A 20872-nucleotide genomic window follows, 5' to 3' on the forward strand; every position below is an offset into this window, starting at 1 on the left:
CATACCCTTGCGGTCACTCCCCCACTGGCAGCCTCCCGACGGCGTGCCGGGCCCGGGCAGCCTGCTCGACCGGTCGTCACGGAAGGGGCGAGGGCGTCGCACCCGGCACCCTTGAGGCCATACCCATGTCGGCCGAAGTCACAAACCTGGCTCGGAGCTACTGATGTCTGACGTAACGCGTCCCCACCGCACCGCCGCGGTGATCCCGGCCGCCGGCCGCGGGGTACGCCTCGGCCCCGGCGCCCCCAAGGCCCTGCGGGCCCTCGGCGGCACGCCGATGCTCGTCCACGCCGTCCGCGCGATGGCCCGCTCCCGCGCGGTCTCCCTCGTGGTCGTCGTCGCCCCGCCCGCCGAGACCGCCGAGGTGCGGCTCCTGCTGGGCGAGCACACGCTGCCCGAGCGCACCGAGGTCCTGGTCGTCGCCGGCGGGGCAACCCGCCAGGAGTCCGTACGCGCCGGCCTGGACGCGCTGCCGCAGGACGTCACCTCCGTACTCATCCACGACGCGGCCCGCCCGCTCGTCCCCGTGGACACCGTGGACTCCGTCGTCGAAGCCGTACGCGACGGAGCCGGCGCCGTGGTGCCCGCGCTGCCCCTGGCCGACACCGTCAAGGAGGTCGAGCCCGGCAGGCCCGGCGAGCCCGAGCCGGTCGTCGCCACGCCCGAACGGGCCCGGCTGCGCGCCGTCCAGACCCCGCAGGGCTTCGACCTCGCCACCCTCCTGCGCGCGCACGCCGCGATCGCCGTGGACGGCGAGGGCGCCACCGACGACGCCGGAATGGTGGAACGGCTCGGCGTCCCCGTCCTGGTGATCCCGGGCCACGAAGAGGCCTTCAAGGTCACCCGCCCGCTCGACCTGGTCCTCGCAGAGGCCGTACTCGCCCGCAGGAGGGCCACCGATGGGTTCTAGTCCGCAGAGTCAGCAGGGTCCGCAGAGTCCGCAAGGTCATCAGGCCCCGCTGATCCCGCTCGTCGGCATCGGCACCGACGTGCACGCCTTCGAGACCGGCCGCGAGCTGTGGTGCGCCGGCCTGCTGTGGGAGGGCGAGGACGGCCTCGCAGGGCACTCCGACGGCGACGTCGCCGCCCACGCCGCCTGCGACGCCCTCTTCTCCGCCGCCGGCGTCGGCGACCTCGGCGCGCACTTCGGCACCTCCCGCCCCGAGTGGTCCGGCGCCGCAGGCGTCACCCTCCTGGCGGAGGCCGCCCGCATCGTCCGCGCCGAGGGCTTCGAGATCGGCAACATCGCGATCCAGGTGATCGGCGTACGCCCGAAGATCGGCAAGCGGCGCGAAGAGGCGCAGAAGGCGCTCGCGACCGCGGCGGGCGCCCCCGTCTCCGTGTCCGGCACCACCACCGACGGCCTGGGCCTCACCGGCCGGGCCGAGGGACTCGCCGCGATCGCCACAGCCCTCGTGTACCGGACGAACCGGGCCTGAATACCCGTAGCGACGGCACATCTTCGACAACAAAGGCGCCCCGCGTGCCCAAAGGGTCGCGGGGCACTGCTACAGGCGCACTACCCTGGATGCCGTGACTATTCGCCTGTACGACACCAGCGCCCGGCAGATCCGCGACTTCACCCCGCTCACCGCGGGCTGTGTCTCGATCTACCTGTGCGGCGCCACGGTGCAGGCCGCCCCGCACATCGGGCACATCCGGTCGGGCCTCAACTTCGACATGATGCGCCGCTGGTTCGAGTACCGCGGTTACGTAGTCACCTTCATCCGCAACGTCACGGACATCGACGACAAGATCATCGCGAAGTCCGCCGAGCAGCGCCGCCCGTGGTGGTCCATCGGGTACGAGAACGAGCGCGCCTTCAACGACGGTTACAGCGCCCTCGGCTGCCTCCCGCCCACCTACGAGCCCCGCGCCACCGGCCACGTCACCGAGATGGTCGAGATGATGCGCGGGCTCATCGAGCGCGGCCACGCCTACGTGTCCGAGGGCAACGTCTACTTCGACGTGAAGTCGTACCCCGGCTACCTCGCGCTGTCCCGCCAGGAGCTCGACAACATCCGCCAGCCGGAGAGCACCGGCGAGACGGGCAAGCGCGACGCCCGCGACTTCGCCATGTGGAAGTCCGTCAAGCCCGGCGAGCCCTCCTGGGAGACCCCCTGGGGCCGGGGGCGCCCCGGCTGGCACCTCGAATGCTCCGCCATGGCGCACAAGTACCTCGGTGAGGCCTTCGACATCCACGGCGGCGGGCTCGACCTGATCTTCCCGCACCACGAGAACGAGATCGCCCAGGCCAAGGCCTTCGGCGACGCGTTCGCCAACTACTGGGTCCACAACGCCTGGGTCACCATGTCCGGCGAGAAGATGTCCAAGTCGCTGGGCAACTCGGTGCTCGTCTCCGAGATGGTCAAGCAGTGGCGCCCGATCGTCCTGCGCTACTACCTCGGCACCCCGCACTACCGGTCGATGATCGAGTACAGCGAGGAGGCCCTGCGCGAGGCCGAGTCGGCCTTCGCCCGGATCGAGGGCTTCTACCAGCGCGTCATCGAGAAGGCAGGCGGCCCCGTCGAGGCCGCGGCCGAGGTGCCGCCCGCCTTCGCCGAGGTCATGGACGACGACCTGGGCGTCCCGCAGGCGCTCGCCATCGTCCACACCACCGTCCGCCAGGGCAACAGCGCGCTCGCCGCCGACGACAAGGACGAGGCCATCGCGCGCCTGTCCGAGGTGCGGGCCATGCTGGGCGTCCTCGGCCTGGACCCGCTCGACCCGCACTGGGCCGGCGAGGCGGACCGGGGCGAAGACCTCCACGGCGCCGTCGACACCCTCGTGCGCCTCGTCCTCGAACAGCGCGAGTCCGCCCGGGCCCGCAAGGACTGGGCGACCGCCGACGCCATCCGCGACCAGCTCCAGCAGTCCGGCCTGGTCATCGAGGACAGCCCGACGGGCCCGCGCTGGACGCTCGGCCCCCGCTGAGCCCAGGCAGCTGAGCTTGGTGTGCTGCCCGGCGTCCCGGGCGGCACACTCTTCATACGTACATATCGCAGCATCAACGAAAACAGGTAGAAGTCATGGCCGGGAACAGCCAGCGCAGGAACCGCCGCACGTCCAACAAGAAGGGCGCGACGGTCGGCAGCGGTGGCCAGCGGCGCAAGGGCCTGGAGGGCAAGGGCCCCACGCCCAAGGCCGAGGACCGCAAGAAGCACAAGGCGAACCGCATCAGCAACGCGATGGCCCGGCAGGCCGCCAAGCGCCGCCCGGCCCCGCGCCGCGGCGGTCCCAAGGGCACCAGCGAGATGGTCGTCGGCCGCAACCCGGTCTTCGAGGCGCTGCGTGACGGGGTCCCGGCCACCACGCTCTACGTCCAGCAGTTCATCGACAACGACGAGCGCGTACGCGAGGCCCTCCAGCTCGCGGCCGAGCGCGGCAACATCAACCTGATGGAAGCCCCGCGCCCCGAGCTCGACCGCATGACCAACGGGCTCAACCACCAGGGCATGGTCCTCCAGGTCCCGCCGTACGAGTACGCGCACCCCGAGGACCTCACCGCGGCCGCGTACGACGACGGCGACGACCCGCTGATCGTCGCCCTCGACGGCGTCACCGACCCGCGCAACCTCGGCGCGATCGTGCGCTCCGTCTCCGCCTTCGGCGGCCACGGCGTCGTCATCCCCGAGCGCCGCGCCGCCGGCATGACCGCCGGTGCCTGGAAGACCTCGGCCGGCACCGCCGCCCGCACCCCGGTCTCCCGCGTCACCAACCTGACCCGCGCCCTCCAGGACTACAAGAAGGCTGGCATCACCATCGTCGGTCTCGCCGCCGAGGGCGAGCACACGGTCAACGACCTGGAGGTGCTCGGCGGCCCGGTCGTCATCGTCGTCGGCTCCGAGGGCAAGGGCCTCGGCCGGCTCGTCGGCGAGAACTGCGACTACCTCGTGCGCATCCCCATGCCGGGCGGCGCGGAGTCCCTCAACGCCGGTGTCGCCGCGGGCGTCGTGCTGTACGAGGCGGCTCGCCGCCGCGCCGACCGCGGCCGGGTCTGATCCCTCGGCCCTTGATCCACTTGGCTCACGGAAAGTGACCCGTGAGCGTGTCACCCCGCCCGTTTCGGGCGGGGTGGCTTGATCTTGACGGGTCTCGGACACATCGCTGGCGTCAAGGCAGTGTCCTAAACACTGATCACTCGGTTAGATGAGTGTGGACACCAGAACGTCAGGGTTCGATGACCAGCCCGCGCTGAGCATGGTCAAGGTGCCGTGCGACCCCGCACAGGTCATCGTCAACCACGCCAGCTTCCGCGTGCGGCTCGCACCGAGCCCGAGCGCGCGTTCCAAGCCCGCGAAGGCCCCCGGCCGCGCACCCGTCCTGGGTGGCGCCGTGGTGGCGGCCGCCGGGGCCACCCGCCGCCGCGCCCCCGTGGTCTGGAGCGGAAAGTCCGACGCCGGCGACGCCGCGGCCATGGGCGGACTGCTCCAGGCCGTACGCGAGTCCGGGCGCGGCCACGACGAGTACGACGGCGGCGCCACCCAGGTCATCCCGCGCATCGACCTGGCCCACGACCTCGCCGAGGGGACCCTCGCCACGCCGACCGTCATCGGTCAGCGCACCTACGGGGACCCGTCCGAGACCCGCCCGCTGGCCGCCGTACGGGACCTCCCGTACGAGCAGCCGCACGGCGGCGGACCCGGCCAGGACTCCCGACGGGCCGGCACCGACACCCGCGGACAGGCCTCCTACTATCCCGGCCGCCGGATGAACCTCGGCGTCGTGCTGCTTCCGCTGCGCGTCTTCCTCGGCTTCATCTCCATCTACGCCGGCATGGGCAAGCTGTGCGACCCCGTCTACTTCGACGGGGGCGAACGCGGCTCCATGGTCACCTGGCTGCACACCCTCAACCCCTGGGCGCTCGCCGAGCCGCTGCGCGACTTCGCCCTCGCGCACCCGGTCGGCGCGGGCCTCAGCGTGGCCTTCCTCCAGGTCATCGTGGGCGTGCTGACGGTCTTCGGCCTGTGGCAGCGGTTCGCCGCCTGCTTCGGGGCGCTGCTGTCGGCCGCACTGCTGATGACGGTGAGCTGGAAGACCGTCCCCGCCTACGACGCGCCCGACATCATCTACCTCGCCGCCTGGAGCCCGCTGATCATCGCCGGCGCCCCCGTCTACTCCCTCGACGGACGCCTCGCCGGCGAAGCCTGGCGCACCCTCGGGCCGCGCTCGGAGATGTGGCGGCTGCGCCGGCGCGTCCTGCGCCGCGGAGCCATCATGGCCAGTGTCATCTGCGGACTCACCCTGCTCGTCGGCTCCCTCCTCGGCGGCGCGGTCCGCTCCACCACCGTCGTCACCGTTCCCGGGCCGGGCGAAGCCCCCAGCAACTACCTGCCGGGCCGCCCGCTGCCGCAGACCCCGGCCAGGCAGCAGCCCACGCAGCAGCAGCAGCCGAGCAAGGCGCCGTCGCCCACGGCCACCGCCTCCGAGCCCGCCGCGAAGACAGGGAAGGGCGCATCGGGTGCCCCCACCCGCGAGTCCGCGCGCAGCGGCTCCGAGTCGCCCACCGCGACGCGGGGCACCATCGGCAAGCAGCAGACCCCGCGCAGCACCCCGCGGCAGTCCACCTCCCCGAAGGCGCCGTCCACCTCGGGCAGCACCAGCGGCGGGACCCCGACGAAGCAGCCCGGCCTGATCGGCGGACTCATCGGCTGACGCCCACCGGCAGGACCGAGTACACCGGGGCCCCGGGCGCACCAGCGCGCCGGGCCCCACCGCGTGTGCCGGGGGCGCGCGAAGCACCGTAGGGGTGTGGGCGGGTGGGGAGTGTGCCTGCCTGCCTTGCCGGCAACCGGCGCCGGCGCCGGTGCCTGCGGCGGTGGCGTGGGGCCGGGGCGCCGCCCTCGGAGCGTCAGGGCGGGTCTGTGGTGGGTGACGTAGTCCCGGGAAGGGGCCTAGGAGCCCCTCTGCGCCGCCAACTCCCGTGCTGCCTCGGTGAGGTCCTTCGCCGTGTCGATCGCCCGCCAGTAGGCCCCCTGCGGCAGCGGGTAGCCCGCCAGCCGCCGCTCGCGCGCCAGCCGCGGGAAGGTGCTGCGCTCGTGGTCCCCGAAGTCCGGGAGCAGCGCGGCGAATTCGGGCCCGAAGACGTACACCCCGGCATTGACCGGATACGGCGACTGCGGTGCCTCGATGAAGTCCAGTACGTGGCCGAACTCGTTGGTCTCCACGACCCCCCACGGGATCCGCGGCCGGGCCAGCGCGAGCGTAGCGACCGCACCGCGCTCCGCATGGAAGGCGGCCATCTCGCGCAGTGAGAAACGCGTCCAGACGTCACCGTTCGTCGCATACCAGGCCCGGTCGGGGTGCGGGAGGTGCCGCGCGGCGTACTTGAGGCCGCCGCCCCGCCCCAGCGGCTGCTCCTCGACCACCGTGGTCACGCGCAGCGGCAACCGGGCCCCGGCCAGCCACTCCTGGAGCACCTCGGCGAGATGGCCGCAGGAGACCACGGCGTCCGTGACCCCCTCCTCGGCCAGCCAGGCCAGCTGGTGCCCGATGATCGGCAGCCCCGTCCCCGGGATCTCGACCATCGGCTTCGGACGGTCGTCCGTGTACGGACGCAGCCGCGAACCCTGGCCGCCCGCCAGGATGACGGCCTGGGTGGGGGCGGCGGGGAACGCGGCTGCGGAAGGGACGGAAGGGGCCGGAGAGGTGGAACGTGCGGATCGGTGGTCGTCGGTCATGGCGGCCAGCGTAGGGACGCGGCGCGCCTCAGCCCATGGAGGCGACGCCGGACGCGTACGCGGTGTCGCACACGGGACGGGCGAAGGACTGGGCCTTCGTCGGGCCGTAGGCGTCGACCGCGGCCCGGCCCAGCGCACGGGCGATCCCCACGCAGTGCCCGGCCAGCGACGGCCGCTTGTTCACCTCCTGCTGAAGCTGAGTGAGGACGTCACCCGGCTCCTGACCCTGCTGGATCTTGCCGACGAGCTGGTCGCGCAGCACCTCGTGCGCGGCGGCGGCAGGCTTCGCGGGGACGGAGACGCCCTCGGCGGACGCGGTCAGGATCTGGGAGGACGACGTGTCCGCCCAGGGGACCATGGTGACCGCGAGGGTCCCGGACAGGACCAGGACGACGGGCAGGACCAGGGCGAGGGAACGGCCGATACGGCGGGCAGTGTGGGTCACGAGGGCGAGAGTAGCGCTCGGTGAAGAATTGGCGACATTTAGTCACCCTGTCGAGGGATGGTTCGACGTGGCTTTTCGAATTACGGGTTGACGCGCGGGGCTGAATGGCCCGGTCTGCCGGGGTTCCCGCAGGGGCGGCACGGCACACCGGAGAGGGCGATTCGGGCGCGATGAGGGGGCGATTGGGGGGCGAATCGGTGGCCGACCGGTTGCGGGCGGGGCCAACGGACGGCGAAGGGGCGCCCCTTGGCGGGACGCCCCTTCAAACCTGCGAGTCCTGCGGACGTCGCTAGTCGGACAGCCGCTCGCCGGAGGAGGTCGAGAACACGTGGATCTCGCCCGCCCGCGGCACCACGTGCAGGCTGGAGCCCTTGTCCGGCACCTGACGGCCGCCCACGCGCACCACGAGGTCCTGCGAACCCTCGGAGGGCGAGGTGGAGCCGTAGACGTAGCCGTCGGCGCCGAGTTCCTCGACGACGTTCACGACGATGGTCAGGCCACCGCTCTCGGCGATGTCGAAGTGCTCCGGGCGGACGCCGACCGTGACGGTGCGGTCGCCCGCGTCGGCCGCGGCCGACAGCGCCTCGCGCGACACGGGGACGACGCTGTCGCCGAACTTCACCCCGCCGTCGGTGATCGGGACCTCGACCAGGTTCATGGCCGGGGAGCCGATGAAGCCGGCGACGAAGAGGTTCGCGGGACGGTCGTACATGTTGCGCGGGGAGTCGACCTGCTGCAGCAGTCCGTCCTTCAGCACGGCCACGCGGTCGCCCATCGTCATGGCCTCGACCTGGTCGTGGGTGACGTAGACGGTGGTGATGCCGAGGTCGCGCTGGAGCGCCGCGATCTGCGTACGGGTGGAGACGCGGAGCTTGGCGTCCAGGTTCGACAGCGGCTCGTCCATGAGGAACACCTGCGGCTTGCGCACGATGGCGCGGCCCATGGCGACGCGCTGGCGCTGACCGCCGGAGAGCGCCTTCGGCTTCCGGTCGAGGTACTGGGTGAGGTCGAGCATCTTCGCCGCGTCCTCCACCTTCTTGCGGATGGTGGCCTTGTCCTCGCCGGCGATCTTGAGCGCGAAGCCCATGTTGTCCGCGACGGACATGTGCGGGTAGAGCGCGTAGTTCTGGAACACCATCGCGATGTCCCGGTCCTTGGGCGGCAGGTGCGTGACGTCGCGGTCACCGATGCGGATGGCGCCGCCGTTGACGTCCTCCAGGCCGGCGAGCATGCGCAGCGAGGTGGACTTGCCGCAGCCGGACGGGCCGACGAGGACGAGGAATTCGCCGTCCTCGATCTCCAGCTCAAGCTGGTCGACGGCGGGCTTGTCGCCGCCGGGGTACAGCCGGGTCGCCTTGTCGAAAGTGACAGAAGCCATGGTGATGAATCCCTTCTACCGGCAGGAACGTGCCGGACGATCCGAGTGGAAGGAAGAATGGGTCTAGTCCACCAAATGGACTCCGCCCGACGCTACCCGCCGATCCGCCTCCTGTCAGCACCCGCACCGGCGTGACTTCGGACTCTGTGCGATCTGTCGGACCCGGGTGCTTGGATGGCGTGCATGAACGGCATACGGCGCCCCCGCGACGTCCACGAACTGATTCGCGTTCTCCCCGACGTCTCGGTCCTGCGGGACCGCTGCCGGGCGCTGGCAGCCATGGACGTGCTGATGGGCGGACGGGGCGGGAGCTACTTCGGTTACGACGCCGCGTGGGGTCCGGGGGTCGAGGCCGCGCTGATGGACAACGGTGCGGGGGACGAGTACGCGATCCTCTTCACGTCCGACAGGGTCCTCGGCCGCGGCTTCGACCACGAGTCCTGGATGAGCCCTTACACGAACGAGGACATGGCCCTGTGGCCCGGGCTCGTGGAGGACCTGCCGGAGGTCTTCCGGCCGCTGCTCGCGGAGCCGGCCTTCTGCGACGAGGACGTGCAGGTGGCCACGGTGGTCTTCTGGCGGGAGACGTCCGACACCGCCTGGCGGGCGGGGCCGGTGGAGATCCCCGCGGACACGGACGACGGCACGGGCCATCTCTTCCACGTGCTGGCGGCCGGCACCCCGGAGGCGTACGCGTACTTCGCCGAGGGCTACTACGAGCGGGACGTCGACCTCGACGCGGTCCGCCACGTCTTCGCCCTCCGACCCCTCACGGAGGCGGTGGTCAAGGCACTGAACCCGCAGGTGGACCTCATCGCGGCGGCGAAGGCGGCGGCGGGGATCGGGTACCCGGGGGCACCTTGATCGTGCGAGTGGGTGGTTACGGGTGCTTGCTCCAACGTGATGGCTAGGGGAATCGGCTGCTGTGTAGAGTGATGGCGGCTCCACGCGTGGTGGATCAGCGCGTGGTTTTGTGCCGCCTTAGCTCAGTTGGTAGAGCAGTTCACTTGTAATGATCAGGTCATCGGTTCGATTCCGATAGGCGGCTCCAACTCAGGTCAGAGACTGCTGGCCGGGGGAATGCGTACAGAAACGGAAGGCCCCGGGCGATCGCCCGGGGCCTTCCGGCGTCTGGTGCGGCGGGGTCAGTGGCGGCCCGAGATGCGGTCCGCCAGGCGGGCGAGCGGGGTGGTCGTCGGGCGGTGGGTGGCCGTTTCGTGGCGGTCGGCCTCGCGGTAGGCGGCGTAGAGGGCCTGGACGCCGAGCCAGCGGAAGGGTTCCGGTTCCCAGCGGCGGACGCGGTGGTCGACCCACGGCAGGGCGGTCAGCTCGGTGGCTTCGCCGAGGACCAGGTCGCGCAGGGTGCGGGCGGCGAGGTTGGCGGTGGCGACGCCCGAGCCGACGTAGCCGCCCGCCCAGCCCAGGCCCGTGGTGCGGTCCAGGGTGACGGTGGCGCACCAGTCGCGGGGGACGCCCAGGACGCCCGACCAGGCGTGCGTGATCTCCGTTCCGGTGAGGATCGGGAAGAACGAGGTGAGGAGGTCCGTCAGGGCCTCGATCGTGGCCGGCTGGGTGCGGCCGTCGTTGTCGGTGCGGGAGCCGAAGCGGTACGGGACACCGCGGCCGCCGATCGCGATGCGGTCGTCGGCGGTGCGCTGGGCGTACATGTACGCATGGGCCATGTCGCCCAGGACCTCCCGGCCCGACCAGCCCAGCCGCGCCCAGGTCTCGGCGGGGAGCGGGGCCGTCACGATCATGGAGGAGTTCATCGGGAGCCATGAGCGCTTCTGGCCCTTGAGGGCGGCGGTGAAGCCCTCGGTGCAGCGCAGCACGTGGGGGGCGCGGACGGTCCCGTAAGGGGTGACCGCTTTTCCGGCGGAGATCTCCGTGACCGGGGTGGATTCGTGGATCACCACGCCCAGGCGTTCGCAGGCCTCGGCCAGGCCCTTGACGAGCTTGAGGGGGTGGATGCGGGCGCCGTGCGGGCTCCAGCTGGAGCCGACGGCGTCGGCGATGTGGATGCGGGCGCGGGTGGCGGAGGCGTCGTACAGCTCGCGGTCGGTCTCGCCGAACGCGACTTCGGCGGTGTGGAAGGTCTTGAGGCGGCTGAGCTGGGCGGGGGTGCGGGCGACTTCGAGGACGCCGCCGCGGTGGATGTCGGCGTCGATGCCTTCCTCGGCGGTGACGTCGATGACCTCGGTGACCGTCTCGTTCATGGCCTGCTGGAGGCGGAGGGCGGCCTGCCGGCCGTGGAGAGCGGCGTAGCGGTCGCGGCCGGCGACGCCGTTGTAGAGCCAGCCGCCGTTGCGGCCTGAGGCGCCGTAGCCACAGAACTTCTGTTCGAGGACGGTGATGCGCAGGTCGGGGGCGGCCCGCTTCAGGTAGTAGGCGGTCCACAGGCCGGTGTAGCCGCCGCCGACGATGACGACGTCGGCCGTGGCGGCGGCGGTGAGGGGTGCGCGGGGTGGGGTGGGCGCGGGGCTGTGGTCGGTCGCGTACCAGAAGGAAATGCCGCCGTTGATCGTCATGGGGGAGTTGCTACACCTCGTTTCGCGGAGGTGTCCAGGGACGGGATGTCGCGCCTTGGGGCGGGACGGGTGGCCGGATGGCCGATGTGGGAGGAGTGGGCAGGGCCGTAGGGTGGGGGTGATTTGTGCTGTTACGGGTGGCTCCGAGGGTACGCCTCGGGGACGTGCCGGACGGCGCTACCGTTCTGCTCATGGTGGACATCGGGGAGATTCCGGACGAGCTCGTCCGGGCGCAGATCGGGTTCAACGGCGATGCGGGGCGGACGTTCATCGCGGAGCTGCCCGCGCGGGCCGCGCGTTTCCTGGAGCGGTGGGAGCTGCGCCGTGCCGGGACGGTGATGCACGGGGTGACGGCGCTGGTGCTGCCGGTGGAACGGGCCGACGGGAGTGCGGCCGTGCTGAAGCTGGGGTCGTTGGACGAGGAGTCCGCGGGGGAGCCGGTCGCGCTGCGCGCGTGGGGCGGGGAGGGCTGCGTACGGCTGCTGGAGCACGACGAGCGGACGGGCACGCTGCTGCTGGAGCGGCTGGACGGGGAGCGGGACCTGTCGGTGCTCGCGCGGCGGGAGTCGCGGCAGGCGGTGACGGTGGTGGGGGAGCTGTTGGCGCGGCTGACGGCGGTCGCGGCGCCGGCCGGGCTGCGGGGGCTGGGGGAGATGGCCGCCGGGATGCTGGAGGAGGTGCCGCGGGCGTCGGCGCAGCTGGTGGACGAGCGGGACCGGCGGATGCTGCGGAACTGTGCGGCGGCGGTGGCGGAGGTCGCGGGGGAGCCGGGGGACCGGCTGCTGCACTGGGACCTGCACTACGGCAACGTGCTGGCGGGGGACCGGGAGCCGTGGCTGGCGATCGATCCGAAGCCGCTCGCGGGCGATCCGGGTTTCGAGTTGCTGCCGGCGATCATCGACAACTTCCGGGCGGAGGAGGTGCGGTGGCGCTTCGACCTGCTGGCGGAGGCGGTCGGGGTGGACCGGGAGCGGGCGCGGGCCTGGACGCTGGGGAGGGTGCTGCAGAACTGCCTGTGGGACGTGGAGGACGGCGAAGGGCGGCTGGACGAGGAGCAGTTGACGATCGCGCATCTGCTGTCGGGGCGGTGATGTACGGGACGGCACGACCTAGGCTGCGGCCATGATCCGTAGTGCTGAAGTCGCCGATGCCCCTGTCATTCACGCGATGGTCCGCGAGCTCGCGGAGTACGAGAAGGTGCCGCACGAGGCGCGGGCAACCGAAGCGCAGTTGCGGGAGGCGCTGTTCGGGGAACGGCCGGCGGTGTTCGCGCACATCGCGGAGACGGACGACGGGGAGGTGGTCGGCTTCTCGGTGTGGTTCCTCTCCTTCTCGACGTGGCGCGGGGAGCACGGGATCTATCTGGAGGACCTGTACGTACGGCCGGGCGTGCGCGGGGGCGGCTACGGCAAGGCGCTGCTGCGGGAGTTGGCGCGGACGTGCGTGGAGCGGGGCTACGAGAGGCTGGAGTGGTCGGTCCTGAGGTGGAACACGCCGTCGATCGACTTCTACGAGGCCATGGGTGCGCGGCCGCAGGAGGAGTGGTCGGTGTACCGGCTGACGGACGGGGCGCTGGCGGAGCTGGGGGCTTCGTAGGGCGGGGCAGGGGGCAGGGGGCAGGGGGCGCGGCAGCGGCGGGGCAGGGGACGGGGGCGCGGCGGGGCCGGGCGGTCAGGGTTCCAGGACGACCTTGCCGGTGGTGGCGCGGGTTTCCAGGGCGTGATGGGCCGCGGCCGCTTCGGCGAGCGGGTAGCGGGTCAGGGCCGGGCGCATGCGGCCGGCGGCGGCTTCGGCGAGGGCGCGGGTCTCCAGGACGCGCAGCGGGTCGGGGGCGCCGACCTGCTGGAGCATGGCGGGGCCGAGGACGCCACGGGTCGTGATGCGGCGGGCGGCCAGGTCGGCGCGTTCGGGTTCGGTGAGGTCGAGGGGACCGCCGGACCAGCCGAAGACGAGGTGCCGGGCGCCCGGGGCGAGCAGGCCGAGGGCGGTGCGGGCGGTGTCGCCGCCGACGGAGTCGAAGAGGACGGTGGCGCCGCCGGGGTACTGGGCGCGTACGGCGTCGGGCCAGGCGGGGTCGGTGTAGTCGAGGGCGAGGTGGGCGCCGTTGGCGGCGGCGCGGGCGGTCTTGGCGGCGCCGCCGGCGAGGGCGACGACGGTGGCGCCGGCGTTCACGGCGTACTGGACGAGCAGGGTGCCGATGCCGCCCGCGGCGGCGGGGACCAGAGCGACGGAGTCCGGGCCGAGGTCGGCGAACTGGAGGATCCCGAGGGTGGTGCGGCCGGTGCCGATCATGGCGACGGCCTCGGCGGGGTCGAGGCCGGGCGGTACGGGGTGCAGGCTGTCGGCGTCGGCGACGGCGTACTCGGCGTAGCCGCCGGGAGAGAAACCGAGGTGGACGACGACGCTGCGGCCGAGCCAGGCGGGGTCGGTGCCGGGGCCGAGGGCGTCGACGGTGCCGGCGACCTCGCGGCCGGGGATGGTGGGGAGGTCCGGGAGGGCGGGGGCGGGGCCCTGGACGCCCTGGCGCAGGGCGGTGTCCAGGAGGTGGACGCCGGCGGCGGCCACGGCGATGCGGACCTGGCCGGGGGCCGGGGTGGGGGCCGCGGTGCGCTCGTAGGAGAGGTTCTCGGCGGGGCCGAAGGTGTGGAGGCGGATGGCGTTCATGCCGGTGTTCCTGCCGCCGGTGTTCGGGGTTCCGGTGTTCGTGACGTCGGTGTTCGTGGTGTCGGTGGCCATGGGGTCAGGTTGCGACCTCCAGTTCGGTTGAGGTCAAGAGCGGCCGCTGTCAGTGGCGTCGGCCACGATGGGGGCATGGTGCGAAAAGGGCAGCAGCAGACGGTGAAGGCGGCGCGGAGGCCGGAGCTGCGGCTGCCGGACCTGGTGGTCTGGGAGGGGGGCGGGCTGGAGCCGGACGGGGATTACGACGGGCTGGAGTTCGCGGATCTGGACCTGGCGGGGCAGGAGGGGGTCGGGTCCCGGTTCATGGACTGCGCGGTGCGGCGCTGCGTGCTCGACGAGGCGGGGCTGGCGAAGGCGCGGTTCATGGACTCGGTGCTGGAGGGGGTCCGGGGCGTGGGGACCGACCTGTCGGGGGCGTTGCTGCGGGACGTGGAGCTGGTGGACGCGCGGCTGGGCGGGGTGCAGCTGCACGGGGCGGCGATGGAGCGGGTGGTGGTCCGCGGGGGCAAGGTCGACTACCTGAACCTGCGGACGGCGCGGCTCAAGGACGTCGTCTTCGAGGGGTGCGTGCTGGTGGAGCCGGACTTCGGGGGTGCGGTGCTGGAGCGGGTGGAGTTCCGGGACTGCGTGCTGAGGGGGGTGGACTTCAGCGGCGTGCGGATGGCGGATGTGGATCTGCGGGGCGCGGTGGAGTTGGGGATTGCGCGGGGGGTGGATGCGTTGGCCGGGGCGGTGATCAGTTCTGGGCAGCTGTTCGAGCTGGCCCCGGCGATGGCTGCGCAGCTGGGGGTGCGGGTGGTTTCGTAGCGGGGTGGGGTGGGCGCGGCGCCGTTGCCCGGGCGCGGCGCCGTTGCCGGGGCTCCGCCCCGGGCCCCGCGCCTCGAACGCCGGCGGGGCTGGGATTGCGCGGCCTCGCTGGGATTGCCTTGCCCGGGCTGGATGTGCGGTGGAGGTGGAGGTCAGGCGGGGACGCGGGGGAAGCGGGACTGGAGGGTCCAGATGACCGGGTTGTCGGCGAGGCCGTCGTGCATGTCGATGAGGTCCGCGATGAGGTCGTGCAGGAAGTCGCGGGCCTCGCGGCGCAGCAGGCGGTGGCTGAAGGTCAGCGGGGCCTCTTCCGCCGGCATCCAGTCGGCCTCGACGTCGACCCAGCCGAAGCGGCGCTCGAAGAGCATCCGGTCCGTGGACTCGGTGAAGTCCAGTTCGGCGTACTGGGAGTGGGCGGAGCGGTTGCCGCGGGGGTCCTGGTCGAGCTGCTCGACGATGTCGCACAGGGCCCAGGCGAAGTCCAGTACGGGTACCCATCCCCAGGCTGTGGACACTTCCCGGTCCGCGTTGGTGTCGGCGAGGTAGACGTCCCCGCAGAACAGGTCGTGCCGCAGGGAGCGGACGTCCGCCGAGCGGTAGTCGGTCTGCGGGGGGTCGGGGAAGCGACGGGAGAGGGAGTAGCCGATGTCGAGCACGTACCCGATGGTGTCACGGGTCCCGCGGCGTCCCCACCGCGGACGGAGTCCGGGGCGGCGGCGTCAGGAGGGGAGGAGGCGCTGTTCCTTCGCCACCGAGACCGCGCCCGCGCGGGTGTCGACGCCGAGTTTGTCGTAGATGCGGCCCAGGTGGGTCTTGACCGTGGCTTCGCTGATGAACAGGGCGCGGGCGATGTCGCGGTTGCCGAGGCCGCGTGCCAGCTGGCCGAGGATGTCCAGTTCGCGGTCGGTCAGGGAGGGGCGGGTGCCGCGCATGTGGGCCATCACCCGGCTGGCGACCGGCGCGGAGAGAGTGGTGCGGCCCTGGGCGGCGGAGTGGATGGCGGTGAAGAGCTCCTCGGGGCGTTCGGCCTTGAGGAGGTAGCCGGTGGCGCCCGCGCCGATCGCCCGGGTGATGTCCGCGTCGGTGTCGTAGGTGGTGAGGACCAGGACGTGCGGGGGCTGCGGCAGCGCGGTGATGCGGCGGGTGGCCTCGACGCCGTCGATGCCCTCGCCGAGCTGGAGGTCCATGAGGACCACGTCGGGGCGGAGCTTGGCGGCCAGGGCGACGGCCTCCTCGCCGCTGCCCGCCTCGCCGAGGACCTCGATGTCCGGTTCGCTGCCGAGGAGGGCCAGGAGTCCGGCGCGGACCACCACGTGGTCGTCGCAGAGCAGGATCGTCGTCATGGGGCCGGCTCCAGGGGGATGGCCGCGGAGAGGACGGTGCCCTCGCCCGGCGTGGATTCGATCGTCAGGGTGCCGCCGAGCTGGCGGACGCGGGCCCGCATCGCCGGCAGGCCGTGTCCGCGTTCGGCTACGTCGGTGCGGGGCTCGGCGAATCCGTGGCCGTCGTCGGCGATGTCCAGCACGACCTGGTCTCCGAGGAAGCTCAGGGTGAGTGCGGCCGTACGGGCGCCGGAGTGTTCGCGGACGTTCGCCAGTGCGCCCTGGGCTATGCGCAGCAGCGCGGACTGGACACGGTCCGGGAGCGGGGCCGGGGTGCCTTCGAGGTGGAATCGGACCTCGATGTGCGGGCCGGCGTCCAGGGAGCGCAGGGCGTCGGCGAGGCCGGCGCCGTCCGCGAGTTCGGGCGGGGCGAGGTCGTGTACGAGCCGGCGGGCCTCGGCGAGGCCGTGGGCGGCGATGCCGGTGGCGGTACGGACGTGCGCGCGGGCGGTGGCCGGGTCGGTGTCCCAGGTGCGGTCCGCGGCCTGGAGCAGCATCTGCTGGCTGGACAGGTTCTGGGCGAGGGTGTCGTGGATCTCCATGGACAGCCGCTGCCGCTCGGCGAGGGTGCCTTCGCGGCGCTCGGTGGCGGCCAGCTCCCGGCGCGTGCGGATCAGGTCGTCGATCAGGGTCCGCTGGGCCTGGGCCTGGCGCTCCATGTGGACGAAGACGGCGGTGGCGAGGGCGGCGACGGCGGGCGGGGCCAAGAGCAGATTGGGGTCGAAGGACTTGGCCAGCTTGAGCTGGGCGACCACCACGAGGCCGGTGAGGAGGGCCACCAGGACGATCGCCGCGCGTGGCGGGAGGGTGCGCAGGGCGGTGAAGAAGAGCGGTACGGCGCACCAGGCGAAGCTCGGCGCGAGGACGACCAGGACCACCCAGGTGGTGACGACCAGGCCGAGCCACAGGAGGCGCCGCCGGGTGGGGGCTGCGCCGAGGGCGGGGCCGAGTACGTAGAGCAGGGCCAGGGTGACGCTGAGGGCGATGATCCACGGGGTACGGGGTTCGCCGGGGTGGCGCATGAGGAAGCGGATCAGGGAGGCGCCGAGGAGGAGGAAGAACGCGGTGTGGGCGACCGTGGCCAGGGTGCGGGTGTCGCGCGGCGGTGCGGGGGTCACGGGGTGCTCCTCGGTGGGGGGCATGCGTCCATTGTCGGCTGCGGCGGCGTAGCCGGGGCGCCGCTCCGGACTCCGCCCCTCGATCACCGGCGAGGCTGGATCACCCGGCGGTGGCGCGGGCGCCGAACCGCTTGGTCCCGGGCGCGGCGTCCGCCTGCGAAGGCGTGATCAGCCAATACCCCGGCGCAGTCGGCCCGCATCGACCGATCGGATGACCCCCGGGTCAACCGGTGCGGTGGGCGGGGCGAGCCGGTACGGGGACGGGGCGGCGGGGGGTTCGGGGACAGGCTTGGAGCAGTGAAGGAGCCGGTCCGACCGGCCCGGACCGAACCCAACCAAGCCGATGCCGTCACCGTGTCACCGTTCTCAGGAGCAGAGATGAACACCCGTACCCGCGTTCTCACCGGTACCGCCCTCGCCGTCGCTCTGGGCGCCGGAGCCTTCGGTGCCGTGAGCGCCAGCGCGAGCCCGGCCGCCGAGGCCGCTCCGGCCGCCGTCTCCGCGAAGAAGGACGGGCCGGGCGACAAGGACTTCACCACGACGACGCACCTCACCGTCGACGCCGCCACCCGCGCCGCCCAGGCCTCGCTCAAGGCTGCCCAGGCCGAGAACCAGCGGGTGACGGTCGCGGTCGTCGACCGCAACGGCAACACCATCGTCACCCTGCGCGGCGACGGCGCGGGCCCGCAGTCCTACGACTCGGCGCAGCGCAAGGCCTTCACCGCCGTGTCCTGGAACGCGCCGACCTCGGTGCTCGCGGGCCGCCTCGCCCAGACCCCGAACCTGAAGGACATCCCCGGCACCCTCTTCCTCGGCGGCGGCACCCCGGTGCAGGTGAACGGCGCCCCCGTCGCGGGCATCGGAGTGGCCGGCGCGCCGAGCGGCGAGCTGGACGAGAAGTTCGCCAAGGCCGGCGTCGACGCGCTCGACAAGTAGTCCGTTGGGCCGGGCCGCCTAGGATCGAGCGCGTGGAACACCGCGCACTCTCCCGCCTCGCCGTCCCTGCCGCCGCCGCCCTGCTCGCCCTCACCACGGCGTGTACGGGGGAGACGGTGCAGGGGCGGCCGGGTGCGGCGGGGCTGCGCGATCCGTACTTCCCGAAGGCCGGCAACGGCGGCTACCAGGTGGAGCACTACGCGCTGGACCTGGACTACGACCCCGCCGACGGGGAGTTGCACGGTAAGGCCGTCATCACCGCCCGCGCCGAACAGGGGCTCAGTTCCTTCAACCTCGACCTGAGCGGCCTGAACGTCGAGGGCGTGACCGTTCGGGGAGAGGGCGCCCGGTACAACCGGACCGGCAACGAGCTGACGGTGCGTCCGGCCGAGGACCTGAAGAAGGGCGAGGTCTTCCGTACGGAGGTCGAGTACGGCGGGAGGCCGAAGGCCCTGGTGGATGCGGACGGCTCCAAGGAGGGCTGGATCACCACCGAGGGCGGCGCGGTCGCCGTCGGTGAGCCGGTCGGTTCGATGACCTGGTTCCCCGGCAACCACCACCCCAGTGACAAGGCCGCGTACGACATCACCCTGACCGTTCCGCACGGCTACGAGGCCGTGTCGAACGGCGAGTTGCGTTCCCGTACGGAAGGCGCGGACGGGCGGACCGAGTTCGCGTGGCACAGCCCGGAGCCGATGGCGAGCTACCTGGCCACGGCGGTCGTCGGCCCGTACAAGGTGACGACCGGGCGGACCGCCTCGGGGATCGCGCTCTACAACGCCGTGACGCCGGAGCAGGCGGCCGCGAGCACGGGTGCGCTCGCGCGGCTGCCGGAGATGGTGGAGTGGGGCAGCGGCCGGTTCGGCGCGTACCCCTTCGGCACGGCGGGCGCGATCGTGCTGCCCGCCGAGACCCTCGGGTACGCGCTGGAGACGCAGACCAAGCCCGTCTTCCCCGGTGCGCCGGTGGAGGAGGACCTCCTGCTGCACGAGCTCGCCCACCAGTGGTTCGGCAACTCGGTGTCGCCGAAGTCCTGGAAGGACATGTGGCTCAACGAGGGTTTCGCGACCTACGCCGAGTGGCTCTGGGCGGAGGACCACGGCGGGCCCACGGCGCAGAAGCGCTTCGAGGCCTTCCTGGCCGGTGACACGGACGTCGACCTGGCCGCCGACTCCGACTGGGACGCCTTCCCGCCGGCTTCTCCGCCCGGCCCCGAGGACATCTCCGGGAATCCGGTGTACCACCGCGGCGCGATGGTCCTGCACCGGATCCGGCAGGAGGTGGGCGACGAGAAGTTCTTCGCCCTGGTGCGCGGCTGGGCCGCCGACCACCGGTACGGGAACGCGAGTACGGCCGACTTCACCGCCTACGCGCAGGAGAAGACGGGACACGACCTGAAGAAGGTCTGGGACGTCTGGCTGTACGGCAAGGCCCGGCCGAAGTAGGCAGCCCGGCGCGCAGCGCCCAGCGCCCGGGGCCCGCCACCCGCCACCCGGCGCCCGCAAGGCGTACCCCGCCGCCCGCCACCCGCCGCCCGAACGGGCTCCGGTTCTACGGGGCTTCGAGCGGCTTGCGCAGCACCGTGCAGGCGCGGCCCAGCTCCCGGTCCCTGGCCTGGCGCACGGCGACGTACCCCTGGGCCTGCCAGAAGGCGAGGGCCGTGGGGTTGTTGTCCAGTACGGCGATCTGCACGCCCGTGTGTCCCGCGGCGCGGAAGCGGTCCTCGACCAGCGTGGCCACGGCGCGGCCGTATCCCTGACGGTGCGCGGTGGCGTCGATGAGCAGCAGGCCGATCCACGGGTCCGAGTCCGGGGCCGGGTCCGGGCTGGCGGCGGGCTCGGCGGCGGCCGGGTCGTCCGGGTCGTCCGGGGCGGGGGCGGGCGTGTGGTCCAGGGTGGCTGCCAGGCCGACGAGGCGGCCCGCGGAACGGGCGAGGAGGACCTCGGAGCCGTCATGGGCGAGTTCGTCGGCGAGGGCGGCCGCGACCTGTTCGACCGTGATGCGGTCCGGGTCGGGGAAGTCGCCGCTGAGTTCGAAGAACGCGTGGTTCGTCGAGTAGAGGGCGGCGATCTCGGTGAGGACCGGGCCGGGCAGGGCGCCGTCCACCGGGACGAGCGGTTGGATGATCACCTGCCGAACGGTAGCGAAGCCCCCTCCCCGGACGGCCGGGAGGGGGCTTCACCAGCGCCTGGGTCCGGCGGGTGCCGGACCGGGTGGAGCGCGTGGAGCGGGTGGAGCTGGAGGAGCCGGTGGACTCAGACGTTGACGCCGAAGTCCTGGGCGATGCCGGTGAGGCCGGAGGCGTAGCCCTGGCCGACCGCGCGGAACTTCCACTCGGCGCCGTTGCGGTACAGCTCGCCGAAGACCATGGCGGTCTCGGTCGCCGCGTCCTCGGAGAGGTCGTAGCGGGCGATCTCGGCGCCGCCGGCCTGGTTCACGACGCGGATGTACGCGTTGCGGACCTGGCCGAAGTTCTGGCTGCGGGCCTCGGCGTCGTAGATCGAGACCGGGAAGACGATCTTGTCGACGTCGGCCGGCAGGCCGGCGAGGTTGACGTTGATGGCCTCGTCGTCGCCCGCGCCCTCGCCGGTGCGGTTGTCACCGGTGTGGACGATGGTCTGGTCCGGGGTGGACTTGTTGTTGAAGAAGACGAAGTGGCCGTCGGAGACGACCTTGCCCGTCGGGTTGACCGCGATCGCCGAGGCATCGAGGTCGAAGTCGACGCCGGTCGTCGTACGGACGTCCCAGCCGAGGCCGACCGTGACGGCAGCGAGGCCGGGGGCCTCCTTCGTGAGCGAGACGTTGCCGCCCTTGGACAGGCTGACAGCCATGGGAATGTCCCTTTCCTCATCCAACATGCACGTACAGGCGGTCAAACTACCGCTGACCCTTATAACGCGGCGATAGGCCTCTCGGGTT

21 protein-coding genes and 1 tRNA gene are annotated in these 20872 nt (G+C 72.4%); 12 read left to right on the plus strand and 10 right to left on the minus strand.

Annotated elements, in window-relative coordinates; genetic code table 11:
• The first annotated feature begins 163 nt into the window (after positions 1-163).
• The 5 genes from ispD (at position 164) to ACWGIF_RS08855 (ending at position 5655) form a co-directional block, all read left to right on the plus strand.
• Complete coding sequence (gene ispD, locus ACWGIF_RS08835) at positions 164-910, plus strand: 2-C-methyl-D-erythritol 4-phosphate cytidylyltransferase (protein WP_453493149.1); 747 nt, start codon at positions 164-166, stop codon at positions 908-910.
• On the plus strand, positions 900-1439 hold the full coding sequence (ispF, locus tag ACWGIF_RS08840) for a 2-C-methyl-D-erythritol 2,4-cyclodiphosphate synthase (protein ID WP_453493151.1): 540 nt from the start codon (positions 900-902) through the stop codon (positions 1437-1439). Before ispD ends, ispF begins: the two co-directional genes overlap by 11 nt.
• A gap of 94 nt (positions 1440-1533) precedes the next feature.
• Positions 1534-2934, plus strand: coding sequence for a cysteine--tRNA ligase (gene cysS / locus ACWGIF_RS08845; protein WP_453493154.1), 1401 nt, complete (start codon positions 1534-1536; stop codon positions 2932-2934).
• 95 nt (positions 2935-3029) lie between these two features.
• Complete coding sequence (gene rlmB, locus ACWGIF_RS08850) at positions 3030-4001, plus strand: 23S rRNA (guanosine(2251)-2'-O)-methyltransferase RlmB (RefSeq protein ID WP_453493157.1); 972 nt, start codon at positions 3030-3032, stop codon at positions 3999-4001.
• A gap of 148 nt (positions 4002-4149) precedes the next feature.
• Positions 4150-5655, plus strand: a complete 1506-nt coding sequence (locus ACWGIF_RS08855; RefSeq protein ID WP_453493160.1) for a DoxX family protein — start codon at positions 4150-4152, stop codon at positions 5653-5655.
• Positions 5656-5894: 239 nt separating this feature from the next.
• Here ACWGIF_RS08855 and ACWGIF_RS08860 read toward each other — a convergent pair whose 3' ends face one another.
• The 3 genes from ACWGIF_RS08860 to ACWGIF_RS08870 all read right to left on the minus strand — a co-directional run bounded on the left by ACWGIF_RS08860 (position 5895) and on the right by ACWGIF_RS08870 (position 8503).
• On the minus strand, positions 5895-6680 hold the full coding sequence (locus ACWGIF_RS08860; protein WP_453493163.1) for a nucleotidyltransferase family protein: 786 nt from the start codon (positions 6678-6680) through the stop codon (positions 5895-5897).
• Positions 6681-6708: 28 nt separating this feature from the next.
• Complete coding sequence (locus tag ACWGIF_RS08865) at positions 6709-7125, minus strand: hypothetical protein (protein ID WP_453493166.1); 417 nt, start codon at positions 7123-7125, stop codon at positions 6709-6711.
• 289 nt (positions 7126-7414) lie between these two features.
• Positions 7415-8503, minus strand: coding sequence for an ABC transporter ATP-binding protein (locus ACWGIF_RS08870; protein WP_453493169.1), 1089 nt, complete (start codon positions 8501-8503; stop codon positions 7415-7417).
• A gap of 183 nt (positions 8504-8686) precedes the next feature.
• Between ACWGIF_RS08870 and ACWGIF_RS08875 the strand changes: the two genes are divergently transcribed.
• Together ACWGIF_RS08875 and ACWGIF_RS08880 are read left to right on the plus strand one after the other, a co-directional pair.
• Positions 8687-9367, plus strand: coding sequence for a hypothetical protein (locus tag ACWGIF_RS08875; RefSeq protein ID WP_453493172.1), 681 nt, complete (start codon positions 8687-8689; stop codon positions 9365-9367).
• A 111-nt stretch (positions 9368-9478) separates the two neighbouring features.
• Positions 9479-9554: transfer RNA gene (locus ACWGIF_RS08880), tRNA-Thr, on the plus strand.
• A gap of 94 nt (positions 9555-9648) precedes the next feature.
• Here ACWGIF_RS08880 and ACWGIF_RS08885 read toward each other — a convergent pair.
• Positions 9649-11031 (minus strand): NAD(P)/FAD-dependent oxidoreductase, encoded by a 1383-nt coding sequence (locus ACWGIF_RS08885; protein ID WP_453493175.1) that lies wholly within the window; start codon positions 11029-11031, stop codon positions 9649-9651.
• 191 nt (positions 11032-11222) lie between these two features.
• Between ACWGIF_RS08885 and ACWGIF_RS08890 the strand changes: the two genes are divergently transcribed.
• Together ACWGIF_RS08890 and ACWGIF_RS08895 are read left to right on the plus strand one after the other, a co-directional pair.
• On the plus strand, positions 11223-12122 hold the full coding sequence (locus tag ACWGIF_RS08890; RefSeq protein WP_453493178.1) for an aminoglycoside phosphotransferase family protein: 900 nt from the start codon (positions 11223-11225) through the stop codon (positions 12120-12122).
• 31 nt (positions 12123-12153) lie between these two features.
• Entirely contained in the window at positions 12154-12627 is a 474-nt protein-coding gene (locus ACWGIF_RS08895; RefSeq protein WP_453493181.1) for an N-acetyltransferase family protein, read from the plus strand.
• Between the two features lie 75 nt (positions 12628-12702).
• Here the strand turns inward: ACWGIF_RS08895 and ACWGIF_RS08900 are convergent, their stop codons facing one another.
• Positions 12703-13695, minus strand: coding sequence for a zinc-binding dehydrogenase (locus ACWGIF_RS08900; protein WP_453493246.1), 993 nt, complete (start codon positions 13693-13695; stop codon positions 12703-12705).
• Positions 13696-13842: 147 nt separating this feature from the next.
• Here ACWGIF_RS08900 and ACWGIF_RS08905 point away from each other — a divergent pair, with 147 nt between their 5' ends.
• Entirely contained in the window at positions 13843-14517 is a 675-nt protein-coding gene (locus ACWGIF_RS08905) for a pentapeptide repeat-containing protein (RefSeq protein ID WP_453493184.1), read from the plus strand.
• A gap of 152 nt (positions 14518-14669) precedes the next feature.
• On the opposite strand, the gene ACWGIF_RS08910 is transcribed toward ACWGIF_RS08905, so the two are convergent.
• From ACWGIF_RS08910 to ACWGIF_RS08920, 3 genes are all read right to left on the minus strand, one after another.
• On the minus strand, positions 14670-15173 hold the full coding sequence (locus ACWGIF_RS08910; protein WP_453493187.1) for a hypothetical protein: 504 nt from the start codon (positions 15171-15173) through the stop codon (positions 14670-14672).
• Positions 15174-15236: 63 nt separating this feature from the next.
• A complete protein-coding gene (locus tag ACWGIF_RS08915) occupies positions 15237-15860 on the minus strand; it encodes a response regulator (protein ID WP_453493190.1) in 624 nt (207 codons plus the stop codon).
• A complete protein-coding gene (locus ACWGIF_RS08920; RefSeq protein ID WP_453493193.1) occupies positions 15857-17041 on the minus strand; it encodes a sensor histidine kinase in 1185 nt (394 codons plus the stop codon). Before ACWGIF_RS08920 ends, ACWGIF_RS08915 begins: the two co-directional genes overlap by 4 nt.
• Positions 17042-17395: 354 nt before the next feature.
• On the opposite strand from ACWGIF_RS08920, the gene ACWGIF_RS08925 reads away from it, so the two are divergent.
• Together ACWGIF_RS08925 and ACWGIF_RS08930 are read left to right on the plus strand one after the other, a co-directional pair.
• Entirely contained in the window at positions 17396-17953 is a 558-nt protein-coding gene (locus ACWGIF_RS08925) for a GlcG/HbpS family heme-binding protein (RefSeq protein ID WP_453493195.1), read from the plus strand.
• 32 nt (positions 17954-17985) lie between these two features.
• A complete protein-coding gene (locus tag ACWGIF_RS08930; protein ID WP_453493198.1) occupies positions 17986-19398 on the plus strand; it encodes a M1 family metallopeptidase in 1413 nt (470 codons plus the stop codon).
• 106 nt (positions 19399-19504) lie between these two features.
• Here the strand turns inward: ACWGIF_RS08930 and ACWGIF_RS08935 are convergent, their stop codons facing one another.
• Both ACWGIF_RS08935 and ACWGIF_RS08940 read right to left on the minus strand, forming a co-directional pair.
• Positions 19505-20083, minus strand: a complete 579-nt coding sequence (locus ACWGIF_RS08935) for a GNAT family N-acetyltransferase (protein ID WP_453493201.1) — start codon at positions 20081-20083, stop codon at positions 19505-19507.
• A gap of 125 nt (positions 20084-20208) precedes the next feature.
• The gene (locus ACWGIF_RS08940; RefSeq protein ID WP_030718836.1) at positions 20209-20784 is read right to left on the minus strand and encodes a TerD family protein; all 576 of its coding nucleotides are present in this window, start codon (positions 20782-20784) and stop codon (positions 20209-20211) included.
• Between the last annotated feature and the right edge of the window lie 88 nt (positions 20785-20872).

Source organism: Streptomyces sp. NPDC054849, assembly GCF_053610945.1.

What these genes read in the sequence shown, in the direction of transcription:
- ispD (WP_453493149.1), top strand. Translation starts at nt 164, where the DNA reads ATGTCTGACGTAACGCGTCCCCACCGCACCGCCGCGGTGATCCCGGCC.
- ispF (WP_453493151.1), top strand. Translation starts at nt 900, where the DNA reads ATGGGTTCTAGTCCGCAGAGTCAGCAGGGTCCGCAGAGTCCGCAAGGT.
- rlmB (WP_453493157.1), top strand. Translation starts at nt 3,030, where the DNA reads ATGGCCGGGAACAGCCAGCGCAGGAACCGCCGCACGTCCAACAAGAAG.
- ACWGIF_RS08855 (WP_453493160.1), top strand. Translation starts at nt 4,150, where the DNA reads ATGAGTGTGGACACCAGAACGTCAGGGTTCGATGACCAGCCCGCGCTG.
- ACWGIF_RS08860 (WP_453493163.1), bottom strand. Translation starts at nt 6,680, where the DNA reads ATGACCGACGACCACCGATCCGCACGTTCCACCTCTCCGGCCCCTTCC.
- ACWGIF_RS08870 (WP_453493169.1), bottom strand. Translation starts at nt 8,503, where the DNA reads ATGGCTTCTGTCACTTTCGACAAGGCGACCCGGCTGTACCCCGGCGGC.
- ACWGIF_RS08875 (WP_453493172.1), top strand. Translation starts at nt 8,687, where the DNA reads ATGAACGGCATACGGCGCCCCCGCGACGTCCACGAACTGATTCGCGTT.
- ACWGIF_RS08885 (WP_453493175.1), bottom strand. Translation starts at nt 11,031, where the DNA reads ATGACGATCAACGGCGGCATTTCCTTCTGGTACGCGACCGACCACAGC.
- ACWGIF_RS08890 (WP_453493178.1), top strand. Translation starts at nt 11,223, where the DNA reads ATGGTGGACATCGGGGAGATTCCGGACGAGCTCGTCCGGGCGCAGATC.
- ACWGIF_RS08895 (WP_453493181.1), top strand. Translation starts at nt 12,154, where the DNA reads ATGATCCGTAGTGCTGAAGTCGCCGATGCCCCTGTCATTCACGCGATG.
- ACWGIF_RS08900 (WP_453493246.1), bottom strand. Translation starts at nt 13,695, where the DNA reads ATGAACGCCATCCGCCTCCACACCTTCGGCCCCGCCGAGAACCTCTCC.
- ACWGIF_RS08905 (WP_453493184.1), top strand. Translation starts at nt 13,843, where the DNA reads ATGGTGCGAAAAGGGCAGCAGCAGACGGTGAAGGCGGCGCGGAGGCCG.
- ACWGIF_RS08915 (WP_453493190.1), bottom strand. Translation starts at nt 15,860, where the DNA reads ATGACGACGATCCTGCTCTGCGACGACCACGTGGTGGTCCGCGCCGGA.
- ACWGIF_RS08920 (WP_453493193.1), bottom strand. Translation starts at nt 17,041, where the DNA reads ATGCCCCCCACCGAGGAGCACCCCGTGACCCCCGCACCGCCGCGCGAC.
- ACWGIF_RS08925 (WP_453493195.1), top strand. Translation starts at nt 17,396, where the DNA reads ATGAACACCCGTACCCGCGTTCTCACCGGTACCGCCCTCGCCGTCGCT.
- ACWGIF_RS08940 (WP_030718836.1), bottom strand. Translation starts at nt 20,784, where the DNA reads ATGGCTGTCAGCCTGTCCAAGGGCGGCAACGTCTCGCTCACGAAGGAG.